Source organism: Neisseria sicca (assembly GCF_017753665.1).
GTDB lineage: Bacteria > Pseudomonadota > Gammaproteobacteria > Burkholderiales > Neisseriaceae > Neisseria > Neisseria flava.
Window position 1 is genome coordinate 1,206,944 of sequence record NZ_CP072524.1, and the last position, 18,539, is coordinate 1,225,482.

Here is an 18,539-nt window from a genome sequence, read left to right on the forward strand (position 1 = left end):
TATGCCCCTTTCAGACGACCTTATCCTGCTCGGACGGACTAAAGGTCGTCTGAAAGCTGCTTATCCTACGGCTGCTTTCTGTGTTTCACACATTCTGCGGCGTATTGCACGCCCCAACGGTGCATCGCCTCGATAACGGGCATCAATGTCTGCCCGAACGCCGTCAACGAATACTCCACCTTCGGCGGCACCTGCGGATACACTTCACGATGGACAATACCGTCGTTTTCCAGCTCGCGCAGCTGCAACGTCAACATCCGCTGGGTAACGCCCGCCAACAGACGCTGCAACTCGTTGAATCGTCGGATTTCCCCGTGTAAATAATATAAAATCAATACCTTCCACTTGCCGCCGATAATATCCAAAGTATTGACGACCGGACAGCAAGAGTCGTGCGGATGTTCTGTTTCCTCCATCATTGACCTCCGAATGACGGTATAAAAATTGTGCGTACTTGTTAATAAGTTTGTACCCCATATAATACATACAACAAAGTATGGCAACCACGACATTATTGATTTCATTACACAAAGGTCGTCTGAAAATTTTCAGACGACCCCACAAGAAGGAGCCTCATCATGCGCAATATCAGACAAATCTACCGTACCGACAGCCAACACTGGGTCGGTGACGGATTCCTCGTCCAACCCCTGTTCTCCCACATGGGCGACGACCGCGGCACCAATCCCTTCCTAATGCTCGACTACGCCGCACCGCATGAGTTTGCTCCCAACGAAACCCGCCACCCGCGCGGAGTCGGACAACATCCGCACAAAGGCTTCGAAACCGTTACCATCGCCTACCACGGCGAAGTGGCACACCGCGACTCCAGCGGAGGCGGAGGCATCATTTACGAAGGCGACGTGCAATGGATGACCGCAGGCTCGGGCATCATCCATGAAGAATTCCACTCCGAAAACTTCAGCAAAAAAGGCGGACTGTTTGAAATGGTTCAACTTTGGGTCAACCTGCCCGCCAAAGACAAAAACACCCCGCCGCGCTATCAGCATCTCGCCAAAGCCGACATTCCCGTCGTCGAGTTCCCTGACGAGGCAGGTTATCTGCGGCTGATTGCAGGAGAATACAAAGGCGTGAAAGGCGCGGCCGACACCTTCACTGAAATGAACGTCTGGGACATCGTTCTGAATGCCAGTAAAAAAACCGTATTGGAAATACCCGAAACCCACAACCTGTCCATGGTCGTCCTGCGGGGCAACGTTACCCTAAACGGCAAAGAGCAGGCCGGAGCTGGACAATTGGTCGGCTTTGAAAAAAGCGGCAGCAACGTACACATAGAAGCCGGCAGCGAAGAAGTCAAAATCCTTTTACTCTCCGGCGTCCCGATTGACGAACCCGTCGTCGGCTATGGTCCGTTTGTGATGAATACCACCGAAGAAATCCGCCAAGCCATCAGCGATTTCAAAAGCGGCAAATTCGGCGGTATAGATTAAACAGTTCAAAGAAATCTTAGCTATGGGCAGCCTACCTGCCTTCCATCTTAATTATATTTTTATTTAAGGTTGTCTTAATTGCTTGGGACAACCTCTTTTTTATCTATGAAACATAAAATATAGCTCGACTGAAATGATGCAAAACATAACATAAAAGCCTTATTAATATTTAATTACTTATATTAGTAAATTTATATAACCAGGCATACAAATATCTGATACTTATTCAAATATTACCTTATTTAAACAATGGGTTACATATTAAAATATTAGCATTACCGTTTGTTGGTATTCATACCATATTGATTTTTAGACTTCCCAAACACTCATAAAATAGTTTGCTAAACTCATAATATTGATATAAAATGAAAAAAATTAACCCAAACTAACCCTCTCTAAAGACAAGTGGATCTGTTATGTTGAAAAAAACTGTTTTGATGTCCCTCGTGTTATCTGCACTAGTCGGCTGTTCTCCCACCTATGGCAATATGCGCTTCTTACCTTCACCTGAACAAGAAGCAACAATGCGAGCTGATTCCCAAAGAGTTCAGCGCGATGAACGAGTAGAGCGTGCCGAACGCCGTCGCGAACGCCACGAGGAAATGATGGATGAAGCAGATGCCATCAAACGTGCTTACGGTAATCAAAAAATTTATATCCTCCACTAAATTTACAATACACCCGCTTAATTTTTTTACTAGGTAAAAATCATGAAAAAAACAATTGCTGCCCTGCTTCTTTCTTCTCTGGTAGTAACAGGTTGCGCTACTCAAGGAAGCTCCGTAGGTGACTTGGCTATCGGTGACGATTCCGCAGCCATCAAAGCAGGCCGTAACCGCGCCTCTGCCCAACTCTCCCGTGCGGAACTGGAACAACACCGTCGCCAACGTGCAAACGTTTCTGAAGAGCTGGCATTGGAACGTGAAAAACGCGCCAACAAACGAGACCAAATCAACGGTGCAATGGGCACTGCTGCCGGTGCGGTCGGTCTGATTGGCGGTATTGCAGGTACTGCTGCTCTGATCAAAGCTTGGTTCTAATTTAGCAGGTATTCGTAAAAACGACCGGTACAGCGTATCGGTCGTTTTTCTTATTCTCGGCTTCAAACTCATTCATCCCGAATAAAGTCATAAACAAAACCCAAAAGGTCGTCTGAAACTTGAAACCCAAGTTTCAGACGACCTTTATCTATTGAATATCATCAAGCCGCTTTGCGGTGGTAATGCCGTAGCGCGTGTTCTTTGCGCCGTCCGCTTGAGAAGGCGGATACGCGCTTCAGGTAGCCGATAACGCGGGTGCCGTAGTCGATGTCGTGCGAACCGCAGGCGGAACAAGCGTGCAGGGTGCGTTTGTCGATGTGGCCGCATTCGTTGCAGATGGTGATGCGCACGTTCACGCAGAAGTAGTTGCAGCCGGTTTGCGCGGCAATGTCCAAGAGCGAGCGGTAGCCGGATTCGGGCAGGGCTTCGTCGAGGTTCAGGTGCAGCGCGGAGCCGCCGTCGAGCCAGTCCACCAGTTCTTTGCCGTGCAGCAGGAACTTGTCGAGCGCGTTGATTTCTTCGTCTTCAACGACGTAGAAATAGGAGTTGTAGCATTCGCGGCTGACTTTGTAGCCGTCGGCTTTGTCCCATTTGGCGTTTTTCACGCCGAGGTTTTCGGCGGGAACAAACTCGGTGTTGAACTTCACGCCGTAGTGTTTGCTGGCAGCTTGGTTAGCTTCGAATATGGTTTTCAGACGACCTTGGACGAAGTTGATGTAGTCGTCGTTGTAGCCGACTTTGATGCCTTGCGATTCGGCGGCTTCCGCCATGCCATTGATACCGATAGTGAGGAACTGTTTGTCCAGCGTGATGAAGCCTGCATCGTAAACGGGCAGCATTCCGGCGGCTTGGTATTCTTCCATCAGTTTGCGGTAGGCGTATTGGTATTTGTGGATTTTGCCCACTTCGGCGGCAAGGTCGCGTCTGTCTTGTTCCAGCCGGTTCATGTTGATGGTGATGACGTTGATGGAACCGGTCGCCACGCCGCCCGCACCGAGGGTGTAGCTGAAGGTTCGGTCTTCGATGGCGTTGCGCAGGCGGCAGCAGGAAGCCAGCGAGTCGGGGTTGTCGGAAAGATAAACGAAGAAGGAATTTCCTTCCGCCAACTCTTTCGCCATTTCGTCGGCAAACACGGTGTCTTTGCATTTGCCGCCGTCGGTCAGCATCGCAGCGGTCACGACGGGGAAGGTCAAAACGGCTTTGGTGCGCTCCTGATTGAACCATTTGAGGAAGAAATTTTGCAGCTTCGCCACGCTCGCCCACACCGGTTTGCTGAAATCGGGGAAGACGAAATCGCCGAACATCGCGTCGAAATAGTATTGATCGTAAACGGAAATATTCCAAAACACGCTCTGATAACCGCGCGCGGCGGCGGGCTGGTTGATGCTGTACACCACCTGCTGCATGTGGTTGGCGATTTCTTTGCCGTGGGTTTCCAAATAATCGTCGCCGTAGTCTTTGCGGGCGAAGTAGTCGAAATAGGTCAGAAATTCCACCGTTGCCACCGCGCCGGCAAACTGCGCGCTGATGGCAAACACAAGATTGATAAACGAGCCGCAAAACGAAGCCAGATGTTGCGGTGCCTTAGATTCGCCGCCAAGTTTGCTTAAGCCGTCGAGCAGGAAGGGATACAGCGTAACCGACACACAATAAGGCTTGAGGCTGGTTTCGTCGTGGACATAAATCTCATGTGCCTCAATCTGGCGGATGTATTCGTCGGCAACGGATTGGTCGAAAATTTCGGCGATTTTGCGCGACACTTGGGCGCGGTTAATCTGCACGAAAAAGTCTTTCATGATTTCCGCTTCCATCGTGGCAATGTTTTTCTGGGTAACGTTGGCGTTGGCGTCCATTTTCGAGCCGTCCGCCGCGTTTTGCGCGCTGATGTAGTCGTGCATGAATTGCAGTTTGCCGTTTAACTGTTCGGGATGCAGCCGAATCATGTTAATTCCTCCTGTGTGGGTTGGATAAAAAAGCCTCAGGCCGTCTGAAAAGCCGCTGCCTGCGGCTGAGTCGTAATCGGGATGATTTTGGGCACGGGTTTGTCTTTGATAAACAAGCGGTTCAACACCTCGCCCGTGCGCAAATCGATAAACTTCTGATTAGTTGTCGGGCTGTCCAAGCCGCCCAGCTCCATCTGCCAGCGACCGGTTTTCAGATACGTCAGATAAGGCAGGATGCCGTCTGAAACCGCTTCCAGCTCCTCACGCTCCAAACCAGTGTACAAACAGGCTTTCAGACCCGCCTGCGTCACGATGCCCAACATTTTCTGCAAGGCTTCCGGCTGCCATTCCCCGCCCATAAACAACACGCAGCTAATCAGCCCGCGATAGCGTTTCAGACGACCTCTCAAATAATCCTCGGTCAATTCCGTGCCGACACCCTCTTTCCACGCATCGGCACTGTGGCAGCCCTTGCAACGCAACGGGCAACCTGAAAACAGAAACGCCAGCGACACTTCGCCCGGTACTTCCTGCCATACGATTTGCTCGATTGTGAATTTCAACGTTTTCATGATTTATCACACAAACACAACATATGGTGTGAATTAAATCACAAAGACACAAGATATGGTATTTTTATTTAACAATACAACAAACAGTGGTAATAGCTTTTTATAATTAGCTATATTGATTTTTCAAATTAAAAGCAGTGTGAATAAAGAACTCGTATCCACAACCACGGTTTAAAATACAAATCAAAAGATAAGCAAACTCCGTTGTAGCAAAACACTCAATAATCCTAAAACCAAAAATACAAAAAGTCGATTCCTTCGCAAAATTCCCTAACCTCTTCCCAAGATATTTAAGGGAGCTTTTCAAGAGCATCTGTTTCCAGCAAACCACACAAGCCATGATAAGATCTTCCATTATTGAACAAGAAAAATGATAATTTCGCTAAAGTACCAAACGAAATTCAGTTGCCATTTAAATAATTCCAATTTTTATCTTATAAATTCAATTAAGAAACACTATTTAATAACGGAATTTATTAAATAAACTTCATACTTTAATATGCCGTAAATATACTTAATCACATGATTTTAAACAAAGAAATAGAATAACCATACTTGACACATCACCGAAATGATTTAATATATCGTTTCTTTTAACCAAAATTCAAAAGAGAGACTCATGAAAACATCAGCTTTATTGGCAACTCTGCTAACCGCACTGTCTTTGTCCGCATGTGGCGGCAGCTCTTCTTCTGCTGTTTGCGACGAATACGAAAAAGCCTTTGCCGACATTACTAAAGGCGTTGATGCAGGCACAAAAGACCTGATGCAAAAATCATTTGAGCAAACTAAAGCAGCCTTGAAAGATATGCCTGCTGACCAAAGAGACGCTACCTGTAAAGCTGCTTTGGATGGATTGAAAGGTGATGCCCCTGCCGCTTCTCCTGAAGATAAAGCTGAAGAAGCAAAAGAAGCTGCCGAAGAAGCGAAAGACGCTACTGAAGAAGCCAAAAATGAAGCTGCGGCAGCAAAAGAAGAAGCTAAATAATACGAGACATCTTATAGCGAAAACGGATTCCGACTACTCGGAATCCGTTTTTTTATTTATACCTTTCAATCTGCAATTTGCTTTCAGACGACCTTAAAGGTCGTCTGAAAATTTAAAACGGCAAACCGTCAATTAGATAGCGGCATGCGTGGGTAGCGCACACACAATACCCGTCTGTTTTAAAGTTTATGCTGCCCGCAGCGGGTAGTTTTTTATAGCGTATTCACTCTCCAAAACTCATTACCGCCGTTTCTTTTGTTCCGCCCCAATCCAACGGCAGCCATCCATCCCGCACATAACGGTGAAACGACGAAAACGCCCAATCGCGGACATTGCCACACAATCCATGTTTGACGGGATTGAAATGGATGTAGTCCGCGCAACGTTGCAAATCCGTTTCGTCGCGCACGGTGTGTTCGTAAAAACGCCGTTGACAAATACCGCGTTCGTGCCGCCGCTGTTTGCTGGCAGACAGGTTTTCGGCACGAGGGAAATGGGCGGAGAATTTGGTTTTAATCAGCCGCCAGCGCAGGGAATAATCCGCATCGTCGGGCGGCAGCGTCCAAATGGCATGAATGTGGTTCGTTAGCACGCATACGGCGACGGTTTCAAAGGGATATTGTTTTTACACATCCATATAAGCCGCGCGCGAAGTCGATATGTTCGACAAGCAGGCGCGATTTTGGATCGGCGAGTTTGACGGTGAAAAAGAATGTGCCGCCGGCAATGAAGTTTCTGCGATAACGCGCCATAGGATTTTTGTTTTTTGTTTGGGGGTTAGGGAAGGAATGGTTTGTTGTTTAAGATTCTAGCTTTGTTAAATTTGACGTTTTCAGACGACCTTTGAGGTCGTCTGAAAGCGCTAGCTTCAACGAAGTTAAAAGTTGAAACGGCAAGCCGTCAATCAAGCAACCGCGTGCGTGCGTACCGCACACACCCTACACATTGGTTTTGAAGTTCCGCGTAATTCACAGGTAGGGTGTGTGGCGTAGTCACGCACGCGATCGGTTGAATATCCAGGCTACGGCTTGCTTACTAATTAATTTCATCTATTATAGGCTCAAGAGATTCTTTAATTTTCAGAAGCATACGTTTTAAAACCGAGTTATCCAATTTACAAATATCATCTGCTAATTTTTGTTTTTTTAAAACAGGAATAGTAACTTTTCTATTCCTACCCAATCCTGTTGGATATTCTTTCTCGTCTTCTTCAAAATAATCATCCATACAAAAATCAGTAGAGAATTCGATTAAATTCTCAATTCCACGAGTGATGTTTTTAGCATTGTTTTTGTTAAACTCGTGTGTCTTAACAAGTATTTTGTTTTCAATAGCAAATTTAGTTTGTTTTTCTGATAAATTTTTCCCATCATCGTTATCAAATAGAATACAAATTTTTTGTTTATATATAGTATGATTATCAGATAAGAATTCTAATGCTTTTTGTAGATTGCTTTCGCCACTTCCATTGTTTTTATTGGCTTTATAGCTACCAATAAACTTAACTTCAATATTATTTGCAGGCAAGTTAAATGTATCAATTGTTTTTTCAATATATTGCTTATCAGTTTTTCCTTCAACAAAAATAATATTTTTTTCTGTGACAAACATTTCTGTTGGTAATTTAAAAGCAGACTTAATTAATTCAGGTGATGTATAGTTATAAAATTCATTAGACTGTTTTTTCCTTACATTTCCATATTCATCGCGTTCAAGAATAACAACCTTATCTGTATCCAGATTAATATTGTGCAAAATAAAAGGCGAATGAGTTACTACAAATAATTGTGCTTCTAACTGATTAGTTATCTGATTAGTTAAAATATTTTTATAGAAATCTAAAATCTTAATTTGCCAATCAGGATGTAGACTAATTTCAGGCTCATCAATAAATACAATAGGATCTTCTAGGACTTTCTGATTTTGTAATAAAAATGAGCCTCGATAAATAATTTGTTTTTCACCTGAACTTAAATCATCAATGGAAATTTCTTGATTATTACGTAAATCTTCGAAAATAATTTGATGACTACCCTCCAATACATCTGATTTAACCATTTTTTTATTTTCAATTATTTTTTCAAAAGCTGATTTAAACCTGTTTATTTTTAGATCTAAATTAGCTCTGATTTCCCCACATTTTTTCTCAGGATTGCTGTTGTTTATCGCATTAGCTATTTTTGAATTATCTTGGCTGTATAAATCAATTAGTAACTGCTTTAGTATAGTAGGTGAATTTACTTTACTTCGAATGAGTTTCTCATGTTGAATATCATCAACTTGACTAGCTGTAATATTATAAATACCACTTGATTCAAAATTAATTTCAGTGTCTGAAAATATGCCTCTAATTTTATTTATATTATTTATGTAACTAAGTAAGTGAATATTCACATTATGGTTTAGTAAAGATTGCATTTCATTTTGATAAATGTTGCAATAATACTCACTTTTTTTAGTATTAAATTCTATTTTAATAACAAATTTATCTATTGATAATAGGGGTTTTAACTCTTCTTCAGAAATGCCTCTAAATAAAGTCTCTTCCATTTCTTTTTTCGAAAATTCAAATTCATAACTTCCCTGACCCAATAACTCACTAACTTCCTGATTGTTAATAGGTAGTTTTATTAACTCATATAATGTATTTAGTAAAACAGTTTTTCCAGCACCATTTTCTCCTGCAAAAATGATGGTATTAAAAACTTGGGAACTTTCATTAATAAATGAAAGTTCTAAATCTTTAAAAATAAAGTGATTTGTAAAATTTACTTTACGCAATTTCATTTTTTTGTCCTTTTAATATTCTTTTCAAATACTTACCAGTATAACTTCCCTTAACCTTCGCCACCTGCTCTGGACTGCCTTCAGCAATAATCCTCCCCCCCCCATCTCCCCCCTCGGGCCCCAAGTCCACAATCCAATCCGCGGTTTTAATTACATCCAGATTATGCTCGATAATCACAATAGAGTTGCCTTTGCCTTTCAGACGACCTATGACTTCCAGCAGCAGGGCGATGTCGGCGAAGTGCAGGCCGGTGGTCGGTTCGTCGAGGATGTAGAGCGTTCTGCCGGTGTCGCGTTTGGAGAGTTCTAGGGCGAGTTTGACGCGCTGGGCTTCGCCGCCGGAGAGGGTGGTGGCGGACTGTCCGAGGCGGATGTAGCCTAGGCCTACGTCCATCAGGGTTTGCAGTTTGCGCGATACGGTGGGGACGGCGTCGAAAAATTCGCGGGCTTCTTCGACGGTCATGTCGAGGACTTGGCTGATGTTTTTGCCTTTGTATTGGATTTCGAGCGTTTCGCGGTTGTAACGTTTGCCGTGACAGACTTCGCAGGGGACGTACACGTCGGGCAGGAAGTGCATTTCGACTTTAATCACGCCGTCGCCTTGGCAGGCTTCGCAGCGGCCGCCTTTGACGTTGAAGGAGAATCTGCCGACGTTGTAGCCGCGTTCGCGCGAGAGGGGTACGCCGGCGAAGAGTTCGCGGATGGGGGTGAACAGGCCGGTGTAGGTGGCGGGGTTGGAGCGCGGGGTGCGGCCGATGGGGGATTGGTCGACGTTGATGACTTTGTCGAGGTGTTCGAGGCCGCGGATGTCGTCGTATGGGGCGGGTTCTTCTTGGGCGCGGTTGAGTTCGCGGGCGGTGATTTTGGCGAGGGTGTCGTTAATCAGGGTAGATTTGCCGCTGCCGGATACGCCGGTGATGCAGGTAATCAAACCGAGCGGCAGTTCGAGGGTGACGTTTTTGAGGTTGTTGCCGCGCGCGCCTTTGAGGACGAGCATCCGGTCGGGATTGACGGGCGTGCGTTCAGACGGCACGGCAATGGATTTTTTGCCGCTGAGGTATTGTCCGGTAACGGAGTTTTCGCATTTGGCGACGTTTTCGGGCGTGTCGGCAATCAGTACGTTGCCGCCGTGTTCTCCTGCGCCGGGGCCCATATCGACGACGAAATCGGCTTCGCGGATGGCGTCTTCGTCGTGTTCGACCACAATCACGCTGTTGCCCAAATCGCGCAGACGTTTGAGGGTGGCGAGCAGGCGGTCGTTGTCGCGCTGGTGCAGGCCGATGGAGGGTTCGTCCAAAACGTACATCACGCCGGTCAGGCCGCTGCCGATTTGGCTGGCGAGGCGGATGCGCTGGGCTTCGCCGCCGGAAAGGGTTTCGGCGGAGCGGCTCAAGTTCAGGTAATCCAGCCCGACGTTGATCAGGAAGCCGAGCCGCTCGGTGATTTCTTTGAGGATTTTTTCGGCGATTTGTTTTTTGTTGCCGTCCAAATCCAGCGTTTCAAAGAATTGGTGGGTTTTGGTGAGCGGCCAGGCGGAGACTTCGTGCAAGGGTTCGCCACTGACGTAAACGTAGCGCGCTTCTTTGCGCAAACGTGCGCCGCCGCAGCTTGGGCAGGCGCGGTGGTTTTGGTATTCGCGCAGTTTTTCGCGCACGGTTTCGCTGTCGGTTTCGCGGTAGCGGCGTTCGAGATTGGGGATGATGCCTTCGAAGGCGTGGCTGCGGTTGAAGGTGGTGCCGCGTTCGGATAGGTAGGTGAAATCAATGACTTCTTTGCCCGAGCCGTGCAACACGACTTTTTTCACTTTTTCAGGCAGCGTTTCCCAAGCAGCCTGCACATCGAAACCGTAATGCCGCGCCAGCGACTGAATCATTTGGAAATAGAACTGGTTGCGCTTGTCCCAACCGTCAATCGCGCCCGTTGCCAGCGACAGTTCGGGATGGGCGACCACTTTTTCGGGATCAAAGAAATTGGTGTTGCCCAAGCCGTCGCAAGTCGGGCAGGAGCCCATCGGGTTGTTGAACGAAAAGAGGCGCGGTTCCAATTCGGGCAGGCTGTACGAACACACGGGGCAGGCGAAACGCGCGGAAAACCAATGTTCTTCGCCGCTATCCATCTCCATTGCCAGCGCGCGCTCGTTGCCGTGGCGCAGCGCGGTTTCAAAACTTTCCGCCAGCCGCTGCTTGATGTCCGCCTTCACTTTCACGCGGTCGATGACCACGTCGATATTGTGCTTGATGTTTTTTTCCAGCTTCGGCACTTCGTCCAACTGATAGACCTCGCCGTCCACGCGCACCCGCGCAAAACCCTGCGCCTGCAAGTCGGCAAAGAAATCGACAAACTCGCCCTTACGCTCTCGCACCGCCGGCGCCAAAATCATCACGCGCGTGTCTTCCGGCAGCTTCAAGACGGCATCGACCATCTGCGATACGGTTTGGCTCGACAGCGGCAAATTGTGTTCGGGGCAATACGGCGTGCCGACGCGGGCGTACAAAAGGCGCAGGTAATCATGGATTTCCGTTACCGTGCCGACGGTGGAACGCGGGTTATGGCTGGTAGATTTCTGCTCGATGGAAATCGCGGGCGACAGACCTTCGATCAAATCGACATCGGGCTTGTCCATCATCTGCAAAAATTGCCGTGCATAGGCGGAAAGGCTCTCGACATAACGCCGCTGTCCTTCGGCATACAACGTGTCAAACGCCAGCGACGACTTGCCGCTGCCCGACAGCCCCGTAACCACCACCAGCTTGTGGCGCGGAATGTCCAAATCAACGTTTTTCAAATTATGCGTGCGCGCGCCGCGGATGCGGATGGTGTCGTTGTCGCGGGCTTCTGAGTGGGGAGTTTTGCTGTCGTTTTGATGATGGTGGTTACACATGGTCGGACTGCCTTAAGCGGCTAAAATAAAACGGCTATTGTAACACTTTTCGCTTGGGTTTCAGATTGCGGGAGGTCGTCTGAAAAGCGGAGGAGACAGGTTTTCAGACGACCTTCTTTCGCATCCCGTCTGAAAAACGGGCGCACCCGCTAAAAGCGTATCGGATTCCGTTATAATGGCAGCGATTTGAATAAAATTTGAATAGAAAAGGATTAATTTATGAACCGTCTGTACCCCCACCCGATTATCGCCCGCGAGGGCTGGCCGTTTATCGGCGGCGGTTTGGTATTGAGTTTGCTGGTGTCTGCCTGCTGCGGCTGGTGGTCGCTGCCGTTTTGGATTTTCACCGTATTTGCCCTGCAATTTTTCCGCGACCCCTCCCGCGAAATCCCGCAAGACCCCGAAGCGATTTTAAGCCCCGTTGACGGACGTATCGTCGTCGTCGAACGCGCGCGCGATCCTTACCGTGATACCGAAGCGTTGAAAATCAGCGTGTTCATGAACGTCTTCAACGTCCACTCGCAAAAATCGCCTGCCGACTGCACCGTAACCGCCGTCGAATACAATAAAGGCAAATTTCTCAACGCCGATTTGGACAAAGCCAGTACCGAAAACGAACGCAACGCCGTACTGGCGACCACTGCTTCAGGTCGCGAAATCACCTTCGTCCAAGTCGCAGGCTTGGTTGCCCGCCGCATTTTGTGTTACACCAAAGTGGGTGAAAAATTGACCCGTGGCGAACGCTACGGTTTTATCCGCTTCGGTTCGCGCGTCGATATGTATCTGCCGGTTGATGCGCAGGCACAAGTTGCCATCGGCGACAAAGTAACCGGCGTGCGCACTGTTTTGGCGCGCCTGCCGCTCCAAGCTCCTGAAACTGCGGCACCGACTGAAACCACAACAGCCGCACAAACGGAAACAACCGCTCCGGCGCAAACCGCTGCCGAAGTTGCTCAATCCGAAATCGAAGCGGCTGCCGATAAAGTCCGCAATGCCGCAGAGCAGGCTTTAAAAGATTAACATTCCCACAAACAAAAAAGGTCGTCTGAAAATGAGTTGAGCGGGTCGCGCTCAAACTTTTCAGACGACCTTTTTAAATAAACTTCTCGCGGTTTATAGCCGTTTTCACGTGCCCAAGCTGCCAGCGTCTTACCGTCCTTTTCAAAATTTTCCTTTAATTTTTCAATAGTTATAGCCATAGATGGCCCTTTCTCTTTATGTTAAAATGCTGAACTAATACAGAACCAATCTCGGATTTGTTATATACATAATATGAACTTTAGTTCATATTTGCAAGGATTTATATATGAATAAAAGTTCAGAAATAGCTAATAGATTGAAAGATTTGAGAATTAAATGGAATAAAACCCAGACTGAAATGGCAAAAGACTGTGGAGTATCCCCTAGAATGTGGATTAAATATGAACAGGGTCTAAGTTTTCCTGGTGGTGAGATATGGTTAGCCTTGGCAATAAATGGAGCAGATGTGAATTACCTGCTTACTGGATGGGAGGTTTCAGACGACCCTCAAGACGTGAGCTTAAAAGAAGATGAACTCAAATTGATTGTTGACTATCGCCACTCAACTAAGAAAAGTAAGGAAATAATTTTGACAATTGCTGAAATGGTAGACAAGAAGCCAAATAAAAAAGAACCGGCATCTGATAATGACATTGCTCTATTTATTGCTGACTTAGAGTAACGAAACCCTCCCTAATCAACAGAAAAAACTGGGGTCTTAATAACTGAACCTTAATTCTCAGTTATTAAGACCTTTTCCTTTTGAATTAATACTATATTCATATATTATTGATTTTTATATTACTTTTATATAATAACTAGATTTTCAGGTTATTTAGATGGTTATTAGGAAGGTCTATACGCTCACCCCCGTCGACTTACGTAAATTTACCTTTATCCCGCGATACAGCGTGGAAGCGGCAGCAGGGCATGGACAAGCAGTGAATGATGAAAAACCATTATTCTGCATGGCTTTCCGGAGATACTGGATAGAAAACTACGTTACCCGGCAGACAGACAAGCTTTCTGTAATTGCCGTTAAAGGCGACAGCATGGAAGGCATCCTGAACCACGGAGACAACATCCTAATCAACCACGCCGAAACCGAGCCGCGCGACGGCCTGTACGTCCTACGCATAGGAAACGACCTGTTCGTCAAAAACATCCAACGCCTGCCCGGCCGGCTCTTGGTTAAATCCGCCAATCCTCTCTACGAACCTTTTGAAATCGACCTCACAGCCGACAACACCGATACAGCCATCATCGGCCGGGTAGAATGGTTCGGCCGTACCGTAAACTGATTTTAAAACCCGGCGGATTCGCATTTGAAGTGCAACTTTCCCTAACAGAAAAAGGCCAGTATGCGGTAGCATACGGCCTTTCCTGCAAGAAAGATTGCCATGAGCTACACACAACTGACCCAAGACGAACGATACCATATCCAATACCTGTCCCGCCACTGCACCGTCACAGAAATCGCCAAACAGCTTAACCGCCACAAAAGCACCATCAGCCGCGAAATCAGACGGCACCGCACCCAAGGGCAGCAATACAGTGCCGAAAAAGCACAGAAGCAGAGCCGGACTATCAAACAGCGTAAGCGAAAGCCCTATAAGCTTGATTCGCAGCTGATTCAACACATCGACACCCTTATCCGCCGCAAACTCAGTCCCGAACAAGTATGCGCCTACCTGCGCAAACATCACGGGATAACACTCCACCACAGCACCATTTACCGCTACCTCCGCCAAGACAAAAGCAACGGCGGCACCTTGTGGCAACACCTCAGAATATGCAGCAAACCCTACCGCAAACGCTACGGCAGCACATGGACCAGAGGCAAAGTACCCAACCGTGTCGGCATAGAAAACCGACCCGCTATCGTCGACCAGAAAACCCGCATCGGCGATTGGGAAGCCGACACCATCATCGGCAAAGGACAGAAAAGCGCATTACTGACCTTGGTCGAACGCGTTACCCGCTACACCATCGTCTGCAAATTGGATAGCCTCAAAGCCGAAGACACTGCTCTGGCAGCCGTTAGGGCATTAAAGGCACATAAAGCCAGAGTGCACACCATCACTATGGATAACGGCAAAGAGTTCTATCAACACACCAAAATAGCCGAAGCATTGAAGGCGAAAACCTATTTTTGCCGCCCCTACCATTCTTGGGAGAAAGGGCTGAATGAGAACACCAACGGACTCATCCGCCAATATTTCCCCAAACAAACCGATTTCCGAAACATCAGCAATCGGGAGATACGCAGGGTTCAAGATGAATTGAACCACCGGCCAAGAAAAACACTTGGCTACGAAACGCCAAGTGTTTTATTCTTGAATCTGTTCAAACCACTGATACACTAGTGTTGCACTTGAAATCCGAATCCAAGCCCTCTTAAAATAGTTTTAAAAATTTCCCAATCCCGTCAACTTCAAACAAAAAACCGCGCATTCCGGCGCGGTTTTGTGAAAAAGCTGGCGTAACTTTTCCGGATACAAAAAAACGCCGAAATCCACGTCTTTCGAAGATTTCAGCGTTTTTTACTCTATTTGTTCCTTGTGCAAAAACTAACAGTCCCCCACATTTATATGGTTGTAAAGTCAAAAGACATCCGTCCTTACCATCCACTGTCCGAATTTCCCGAACCTTGCGGAACAAAGTAACCGCCCTCTTCCGATGCAGGCGGATAAGAATCCGGATACAGACCGTCGTCTGAAACAGGACGGCGGTTTTTGCCTTTATCCTTTTCTCTGTTTTTCTTTTTGTCCCTGTCGGGAATGGCGGCATCAATGACTGCGCCCGTACCTTTGACGACAACCTTGCCCGCCGTCATGACGGTCGTTGCCGCCAAATCGACTGCCGCCCTGACGACGAGCCGTTCAGCGCAAGGCAGACCAAAGGCAGAAACAAGGTTTTCATCTTTATTTTCATGAATGCGAACATCCGCAATGACCGTCATGCCCTCCATCACAGCCCGCCGCGTGTTCGTGCCACGCGTCATCGTCGCCGTCAAACTCTTCCATTTCGTCAAACTCGCCGTTTTCGACCAATTCGACCAACTCTTCCAAACTTTGCGCCCCTTCCACCCAAAAACACGGAATATCGGGCGGCGTATCGGGTGCCAGCAGTGCTGCATTGCCCTCGTGCCAAGCTATCCAATAGCCGTTGGCCGTTTGAACAAATTGCGCGCCGGGATGAATGGTTTCGCCTTCTGTGCCAACCAGCATACGCTCGGCAATTTCAGTCTGATAAGGCAGGATGTTCATAATCTTCTTCCTACGGTCGGTAAAATACATATTGTAGCCGAAATTTCTACTTACTTTGCGCCCCGCTCATTCCTGCTTGAAGCTTTGTTTCGGGCGGCGCATAATCCCCGCTTATTTTCAATAAATTCACTGCAAAGGAAATCGGATGCAAAACTACCTGACCCCCAACTTTTCATTTGCTCCTATGATTCCCGAACGCGCCCTCGGCAGCCGCGTCTGGGATATTGAAGGTCGTGAATATATCGACTTGTCGGGCGGAATCGCGGTCAACGCGTTGGGACACTGTCATCCCGATTTGGTTGCCGCGCTGGCGGAGCAGTCGCAAAAATTGTGGCACATTTCCAATATCTACACGACCAAGCCCGCGCAGGAATTGGCGAAAAAGCTGGTAGAACATACCTTTGCCGACAAAGTCTTTTTCTGCAATTCCGGCGCGGAAGCCAACGAAGCCGCGCTGAAACTGGCACGAAAATACGGGCGCGATCATTTTGGCGAACACAAAACCGAAATCATCTCCTGCCTCAACAGCTTCCACGGCCGTACGCTGTTTACCGTATCGGTCGGCGGCCAGCCCAAATACAGCAAAGACTACGCGCCGCTGCCGCAAGGCATCACCCACGTTCCGTTTAACGATGTTGCCGCATTGGAAGCCGCCATCAGCGAAAACACCTGCGCCGTAATCATCGAGCCGATTCAGGGCGAAAGCGGCATCCTGCCCGCCACGCAGGAATATCTGCAAGCCGCGCGCCGTTTGTGCGACGAACACGGCGCATTGCTGATTTTAGACGAAGTGCAAACCGGTATGGGACACACAGGCAAACTGTTTGCCTACGAACATTACGGCATTACGCCCGATATTCTCAGTTCCGCCAAAGCCTTGGGCGGCGGCTTCCCTATCGGCGCGATTCTGACCACTGACAAAATCGCTCCGACCTTCGGACCGGGGACGCACGGTTCGACTTTCGGCGGCAATCCGATGGCGTGCGCCGTCGGCAGCCGCGCGTTCGACATTATTAATGCACCTGAAACCTTGGCACATGTCGAAAAACAAGGACAAAAATTTCAGACGACCTTGCGGGAATTGGGCGAGAAAACTGGCGTATTTAAAGAAGTCCGTGGTATGGGGCTGCTCATCGGCTGCGTGCTGGCAGACAAATACCAAGGTCGCGCTTCGGAAATTACTGCTGCCGCGCTGAAACACGGCTTGATGGTATTGGTTGCCGGATCCGATGTCGTGCGCTTTGCGCCCAGTCTGCTGCTAAACGATGAAGATATGGCGGAAGGTCTGAAACGCTTGGAGGCTGCATTAACGGAATGGATAGCCTGATTTAAGAAATTATGAGCCAAGGCTTTCTTGGCTATTTCAAAAACTTTTATCAATCACCGTGGCTTATTCACGTTAAAGGTCGTCTGAAAACAAGCAAAACAAGTTTTCAGACGACCTTTTTGCGTCTTCTCTTCATCACTTAAAACAACATTTTCCTACATAACCTGTCATTTGATGTTCGTTAAAAAATGCGTTGCCTATTCGTGTTACGCTTCGCAAACAAATTGATTTTTCAAGGGAAAGGAGCAGGGTATGCCGTCATTGAGAACGCAAATCGCCGGTTTTTCTTTTGACAACTGTTTGATGAACGCCGCTGGTGTGGCGTGTATGACCGTGGAAGAACTCGAAGAAGTTAGGCAATCCGCCGCAGGCAGCTTCGTCACCAAAACGGCGACGCTGGAAGCGCGTGCGGGCAATCCCGAACCGCGTTACCGCGATGTACCGCTGGGCAGCATCAATTCCATGGGGTTGCCGAATCAAGGCATTGATTACTATCTGGAATATTTGCTGAGCCTTCAAGAATCGCAGCCTGAACGGACATTTTTCCTCTCGCTGGTCGGTATGTCGCCCGATGAAACACACACGCTGTTGAAAAAAGTGCAAAACAGCGGTTTTAAAGGCATTACCGAACTCAACCTTTCCTGCCCGAACGTCCCCGGCAAGCCGCAAATCGCTTACGACTTTGAAGCAACCGAGCGGATTTTGGGTGAAGCCTTCGGCTACTTCGACAAGCCCTTGGGCATCAAACTACCGCCGTATTTCGACATCGTCCATTTCGACCAAGCGGCGGAAGTGTTCAACCATCATCCGCTGAAATTCGTCAACTGCGTCAATTCCATCGGCAACGGTATGTATATCGAGGACGAATCCGTCGTTATCCTGCCCAAAAACGGCTTCGGCGGCATAGGCGGCGAATACATCAAACCGACTGCACTCGCCAACGTCCACGCGTTCTACCAAAGATTGAATCCGTCCATCCAAATCATCGGCACAGGCGGCGTTTATACGGGGCGCGATGCGTTTGAACATATCTTGTGCGGTGCGAGCATGGTACAAATCGGCACGGCGCTGCATCAGCAAGGCGTCGAAGTTTTCGAACGCGTTTCGCTTGGCTTGAAAGCCATCATGGTGCAAAAAGGCTACGAGACGCTCGAAGACTTCAAAGGCAAACTGAAATATCTGGGGTAAGTCTGCTCAGATGAAGGGGAAAGGTCGTCTGAAAACCAGAATCGGGCTTTCAGACGACCTTAGTATTTTGGAT

20 protein-coding genes and 1 pseudogene are annotated in these 18,539 nt (G+C 47.9%); 10 read left to right on the forward strand and 11 right to left on the reverse strand.

All coding sequences use genetic code 11. From position 1 onward, the window contains the following. Positions 1 to 65: 65 nt before the first annotated feature. Positions 66 to 416: a winged helix-turn-helix transcriptional regulator gene (locus tag J7445_RS05650; protein WP_154885740.1), complete on the reverse strand. Its 351-nt coding sequence runs from the start codon at positions 414 to 416 to the stop codon at positions 66 to 68. 162 nt (positions 417 to 578) lie between these two features. Between J7445_RS05650 and J7445_RS05655 the strand changes: the two genes are divergently transcribed. The 3 genes from J7445_RS05655 (at position 579) to J7445_RS05665 (ending at position 2,491) form a co-directional block, all read left to right on the forward strand. Further along, the gene (locus J7445_RS05655) at positions 579 to 1,451 is read left to right on the forward strand and encodes a pirin family protein (protein ID WP_154885727.1); all 873 of its coding nucleotides are present in this window, start codon (positions 579 to 581) and stop codon (positions 1,449 to 1,451) included. A 416-nt stretch (positions 1,452 to 1,867) separates the two neighbouring features. After that, positions 1,868 to 2,119 (forward strand): hypothetical protein, encoded by a 252-nt coding sequence (locus J7445_RS05660; RefSeq protein ID WP_154885726.1) that lies wholly within the window; start codon positions 1,868 to 1,870, stop codon positions 2,117 to 2,119. Positions 2,120 to 2,161: 42 nt separating this feature from the next. Then, positions 2,162 to 2,491, forward strand: coding sequence for an NGK_0946 family protein (locus J7445_RS05665; protein ID WP_003743017.1), 330 nt, complete (start codon positions 2,162 to 2,164; stop codon positions 2,489 to 2,491). Positions 2,492 to 2,652: 161 nt separating this feature from the next. On the opposite strand, the gene nrdD is transcribed toward J7445_RS05665, so the two are convergent. Together nrdD and nrdG are read right to left on the reverse strand one after the other, a co-directional pair. Then, entirely contained in the window at positions 2,653 to 4,434 is a 1,782-nt protein-coding gene (nrdD, locus tag J7445_RS05670; protein WP_154885725.1) for an anaerobic ribonucleoside-triphosphate reductase, read from the reverse strand. Positions 4,435 to 4,469: 35 nt separating this feature from the next. Then, entirely contained in the window at positions 4,470 to 5,006 is a 537-nt protein-coding gene (gene nrdG, locus J7445_RS05675; protein ID WP_154885724.1) for an anaerobic ribonucleoside-triphosphate reductase activating protein, read from the reverse strand. A gap of 619 nt (positions 5,007 to 5,625) precedes the next feature. Between nrdG and J7445_RS05680 the strand changes: the two genes are divergently transcribed. Continuing rightward, positions 5,626 to 5,994 carry a DUF5339 family protein gene (locus tag J7445_RS05680; RefSeq protein WP_209283302.1) on the forward strand — a complete coding sequence of 123 codons (369 nt, stop codon included), beginning with the start codon at positions 5,626 to 5,628 and terminating at the stop codon, positions 5,992 to 5,994. Positions 5,995 to 6,217: 223 nt separating this feature from the next. Here J7445_RS05680 and J7445_RS05685 read toward each other — a convergent pair whose 3' ends face one another. From J7445_RS05685 to uvrA, 4 genes are all read right to left on the reverse strand, one after another. Further along, complete coding sequence (locus J7445_RS05685) at positions 6,218 to 6,586, reverse strand: REP-associated tyrosine transposase (RefSeq protein ID WP_244969528.1); 369 nt, start codon at positions 6,584 to 6,586, stop codon at positions 6,218 to 6,220. Positions 6,587 to 6,602: 16 nt separating this feature from the next. Then, the gene (locus J7445_RS05690) at positions 6,603 to 6,746 is read right to left on the reverse strand and encodes a hypothetical protein (protein WP_209283383.1); all 144 of its coding nucleotides are present in this window, start codon (positions 6,744 to 6,746) and stop codon (positions 6,603 to 6,605) included. A gap of 283 nt (positions 6,747 to 7,029) precedes the next feature. Then, positions 7,030 to 8,781 carry an AAA family ATPase gene (locus J7445_RS05695; protein ID WP_209283303.1) on the reverse strand — a complete coding sequence of 584 codons (1,752 nt, stop codon included), beginning with the start codon at positions 8,779 to 8,781 and terminating at the stop codon, positions 7,030 to 7,032. Further along, on the reverse strand, positions 8,768 to 11,662 hold the full coding sequence (gene uvrA / locus J7445_RS05700; RefSeq protein WP_209283304.1) for an excinuclease ABC subunit UvrA: 2,895 nt from the start codon (positions 11,660 to 11,662) through the stop codon (positions 8,768 to 8,770). Before uvrA ends, J7445_RS05695 begins: the two co-directional genes overlap by 14 nt. A 219-nt stretch (positions 11,663 to 11,881) precedes the next feature. On the opposite strand from uvrA, the gene J7445_RS05705 reads away from it, so the two are divergent. Further along, positions 11,882 to 12,682, forward strand: a complete 801-nt coding sequence (locus J7445_RS05705) for a phosphatidylserine decarboxylase (protein WP_101810773.1) — start codon at positions 11,882 to 11,884, stop codon at positions 12,680 to 12,682. Here the strand turns inward: J7445_RS05705 and J7445_RS05710 are convergent. Continuing rightward, on the reverse strand, positions 12,679 to 12,861 hold the full coding sequence (locus J7445_RS05710; protein WP_209283305.1) for a helix-turn-helix domain-containing protein: 183 nt from the start codon (positions 12,859 to 12,861) through the stop codon (positions 12,679 to 12,681). The two genes, J7445_RS05705 and J7445_RS05710, sit on opposite strands and share 4 nt — an antisense overlap. A gap of 107 nt (positions 12,862 to 12,968) precedes the next feature. On the opposite strand from J7445_RS05710, the gene J7445_RS05715 reads away from it, so the two are divergent. From J7445_RS05715 to J7445_RS05725, 3 genes and pseudogenes are all read left to right on the forward strand, one after another. Continuing rightward, complete coding sequence (locus tag J7445_RS05715) at positions 12,969 to 13,364, forward strand: helix-turn-helix transcriptional regulator (protein ID WP_209283306.1); 396 nt, start codon at positions 12,969 to 12,971, stop codon at positions 13,362 to 13,364. Between the two features lie 187 nt (positions 13,365 to 13,551). Beyond that, a pseudogene (locus J7445_RS05720) lies at positions 13,552 to 13,983 on the forward strand (S24 family peptidase); the annotation flags it as partial. 99 nt (positions 13,984 to 14,082) lie between these two features. Continuing rightward, on the forward strand, positions 14,083 to 15,048 hold the full coding sequence (locus tag J7445_RS05725; protein ID WP_209283307.1) for an IS30 family transposase: 966 nt from the start codon (positions 14,083 to 14,085) through the stop codon (positions 15,046 to 15,048). 31 nt (positions 15,049 to 15,079) lie between these two features. Here the strand turns inward: J7445_RS05725 and J7445_RS05730 are convergent, their stop codons facing one another. Genes J7445_RS05730 through J7445_RS05740 form a run of 3 tightly spaced genes read right to left on the reverse strand, consistent with a single transcriptional unit; the run spans position 15,080 to position 15,951 of the window. Further along, the gene (locus tag J7445_RS05730) at positions 15,080 to 15,289 is read right to left on the reverse strand and encodes a hypothetical protein (protein WP_209283308.1); all 210 of its coding nucleotides are present in this window, start codon (positions 15,287 to 15,289) and stop codon (positions 15,080 to 15,082) included. A gap of 13 nt (positions 15,290 to 15,302) precedes the next feature. After that, positions 15,303 to 15,644, reverse strand: coding sequence for a hypothetical protein (locus J7445_RS05735; RefSeq protein ID WP_342356187.1), 342 nt, complete (start codon positions 15,642 to 15,644; stop codon positions 15,303 to 15,305). Continuing rightward, a complete protein-coding gene (locus J7445_RS05740) occupies positions 15,613 to 15,951 on the reverse strand; it encodes a general secretion pathway protein GspG (RefSeq protein ID WP_070442141.1) in 339 nt (112 codons plus the stop codon). Before J7445_RS05740 ends, J7445_RS05735 begins: the two co-directional genes overlap by 32 nt. Positions 15,952 to 16,096: 145 nt before the next feature. Here J7445_RS05740 and J7445_RS05745 point away from each other — a divergent pair, with 145 nt between their 5' ends. Beyond that, positions 16,097 to 17,278 (forward strand): aspartate aminotransferase family protein, encoded by a 1,182-nt coding sequence (locus J7445_RS05745; RefSeq protein WP_209283309.1) that lies wholly within the window; start codon positions 16,097 to 16,099, stop codon positions 17,276 to 17,278. Positions 17,279 to 17,530: 252 nt separating this feature from the next. Beyond that, entirely contained in the window at positions 17,531 to 18,466 is a 936-nt protein-coding gene (locus J7445_RS05750) for a dihydroorotate oxidase (RefSeq protein WP_209283310.1), read from the forward strand. The last annotated feature ends 73 nt before the right edge of the window (positions 18,467 to 18,539 follow it).

Excerpts from the sequence above, each read along its gene's own strand:
- J7445_RS05745 (WP_209283309.1), top strand. The coding sequence starts at position 16,097 with ATGCAAAACTACCTGACCCCCAACTTTTCATTTGCTCCTATGATTCCC.
- J7445_RS05735 (WP_342356187.1), bottom strand. The coding sequence starts at position 15,644 with ATGACGGTCATTGCGGATGTTCGCATTCATGAAAATAAAGATGAAAAC.
- J7445_RS05665 (WP_003743017.1), top strand. The coding sequence starts at position 2,162 with ATGAAAAAAACAATTGCTGCCCTGCTTCTTTCTTCTCTGGTAGTAACA.
- J7445_RS05690 (WP_209283383.1), bottom strand. The coding sequence starts at position 6,746 with ATGGCGCGTTATCGCAGAAACTTCATTGCCGGCGGCACATTCTTTTTC.
- nrdD (WP_154885725.1), bottom strand. The coding sequence starts at position 4,434 with ATGATTCGGCTGCATCCCGAACAGTTAAACGGCAAACTGCAATTCATG.
- J7445_RS05740 (WP_070442141.1), bottom strand. The coding sequence starts at position 15,951 with ATGAACATCCTGCCTTATCAGACTGAAATTGCCGAGCGTATGCTGGTT.
- J7445_RS05750 (WP_209283310.1), top strand. The coding sequence starts at position 17,531 with ATGCCGTCATTGAGAACGCAAATCGCCGGTTTTTCTTTTGACAACTGT.
- J7445_RS05705 (WP_101810773.1), top strand. The coding sequence starts at position 11,882 with ATGAACCGTCTGTACCCCCACCCGATTATCGCCCGCGAGGGCTGGCCG.
- J7445_RS05725 (WP_209283307.1), top strand. The coding sequence starts at position 14,083 with ATGAGCTACACACAACTGACCCAAGACGAACGATACCATATCCAATAC.
- J7445_RS05650 (WP_154885740.1), bottom strand. The coding sequence starts at position 416 with ATGGAGGAAACAGAACATCCGCACGACTCTTGCTGTCCGGTCGTCAAT.
- J7445_RS05680 (WP_209283302.1), top strand. The coding sequence starts at position 5,626 with ATGAAAACATCAGCTTTATTGGCAACTCTGCTAACCGCACTGTCTTTG.
- uvrA (WP_209283304.1), bottom strand. The coding sequence starts at position 11,662 with ATGTGTAACCACCATCATCAAAACGACAGCAAAACTCCCCACTCAGAA.
- J7445_RS05695 (WP_209283303.1), bottom strand. The coding sequence starts at position 8,781 with ATGAAATTGCGTAAAGTAAATTTTACAAATCACTTTATTTTTAAAGAT.
- J7445_RS05660 (WP_154885726.1), top strand. The coding sequence starts at position 1,868 with ATGTTGAAAAAAACTGTTTTGATGTCCCTCGTGTTATCTGCACTAGTC.
- nrdG (WP_154885724.1), bottom strand. The coding sequence starts at position 5,006 with ATGAAAACGTTGAAATTCACAATCGAGCAAATCGTATGGCAGGAAGTA.
- J7445_RS05715 (WP_209283306.1), top strand. The coding sequence starts at position 12,969 with ATGAATAAAAGTTCAGAAATAGCTAATAGATTGAAAGATTTGAGAATT.
- J7445_RS05710 (WP_209283305.1), bottom strand. The coding sequence starts at position 12,861 with ATGGCTATAACTATTGAAAAATTAAAGGAAAATTTTGAAAAGGACGGT.
- J7445_RS05655 (WP_154885727.1), top strand. The coding sequence starts at position 579 with ATGCGCAATATCAGACAAATCTACCGTACCGACAGCCAACACTGGGTC.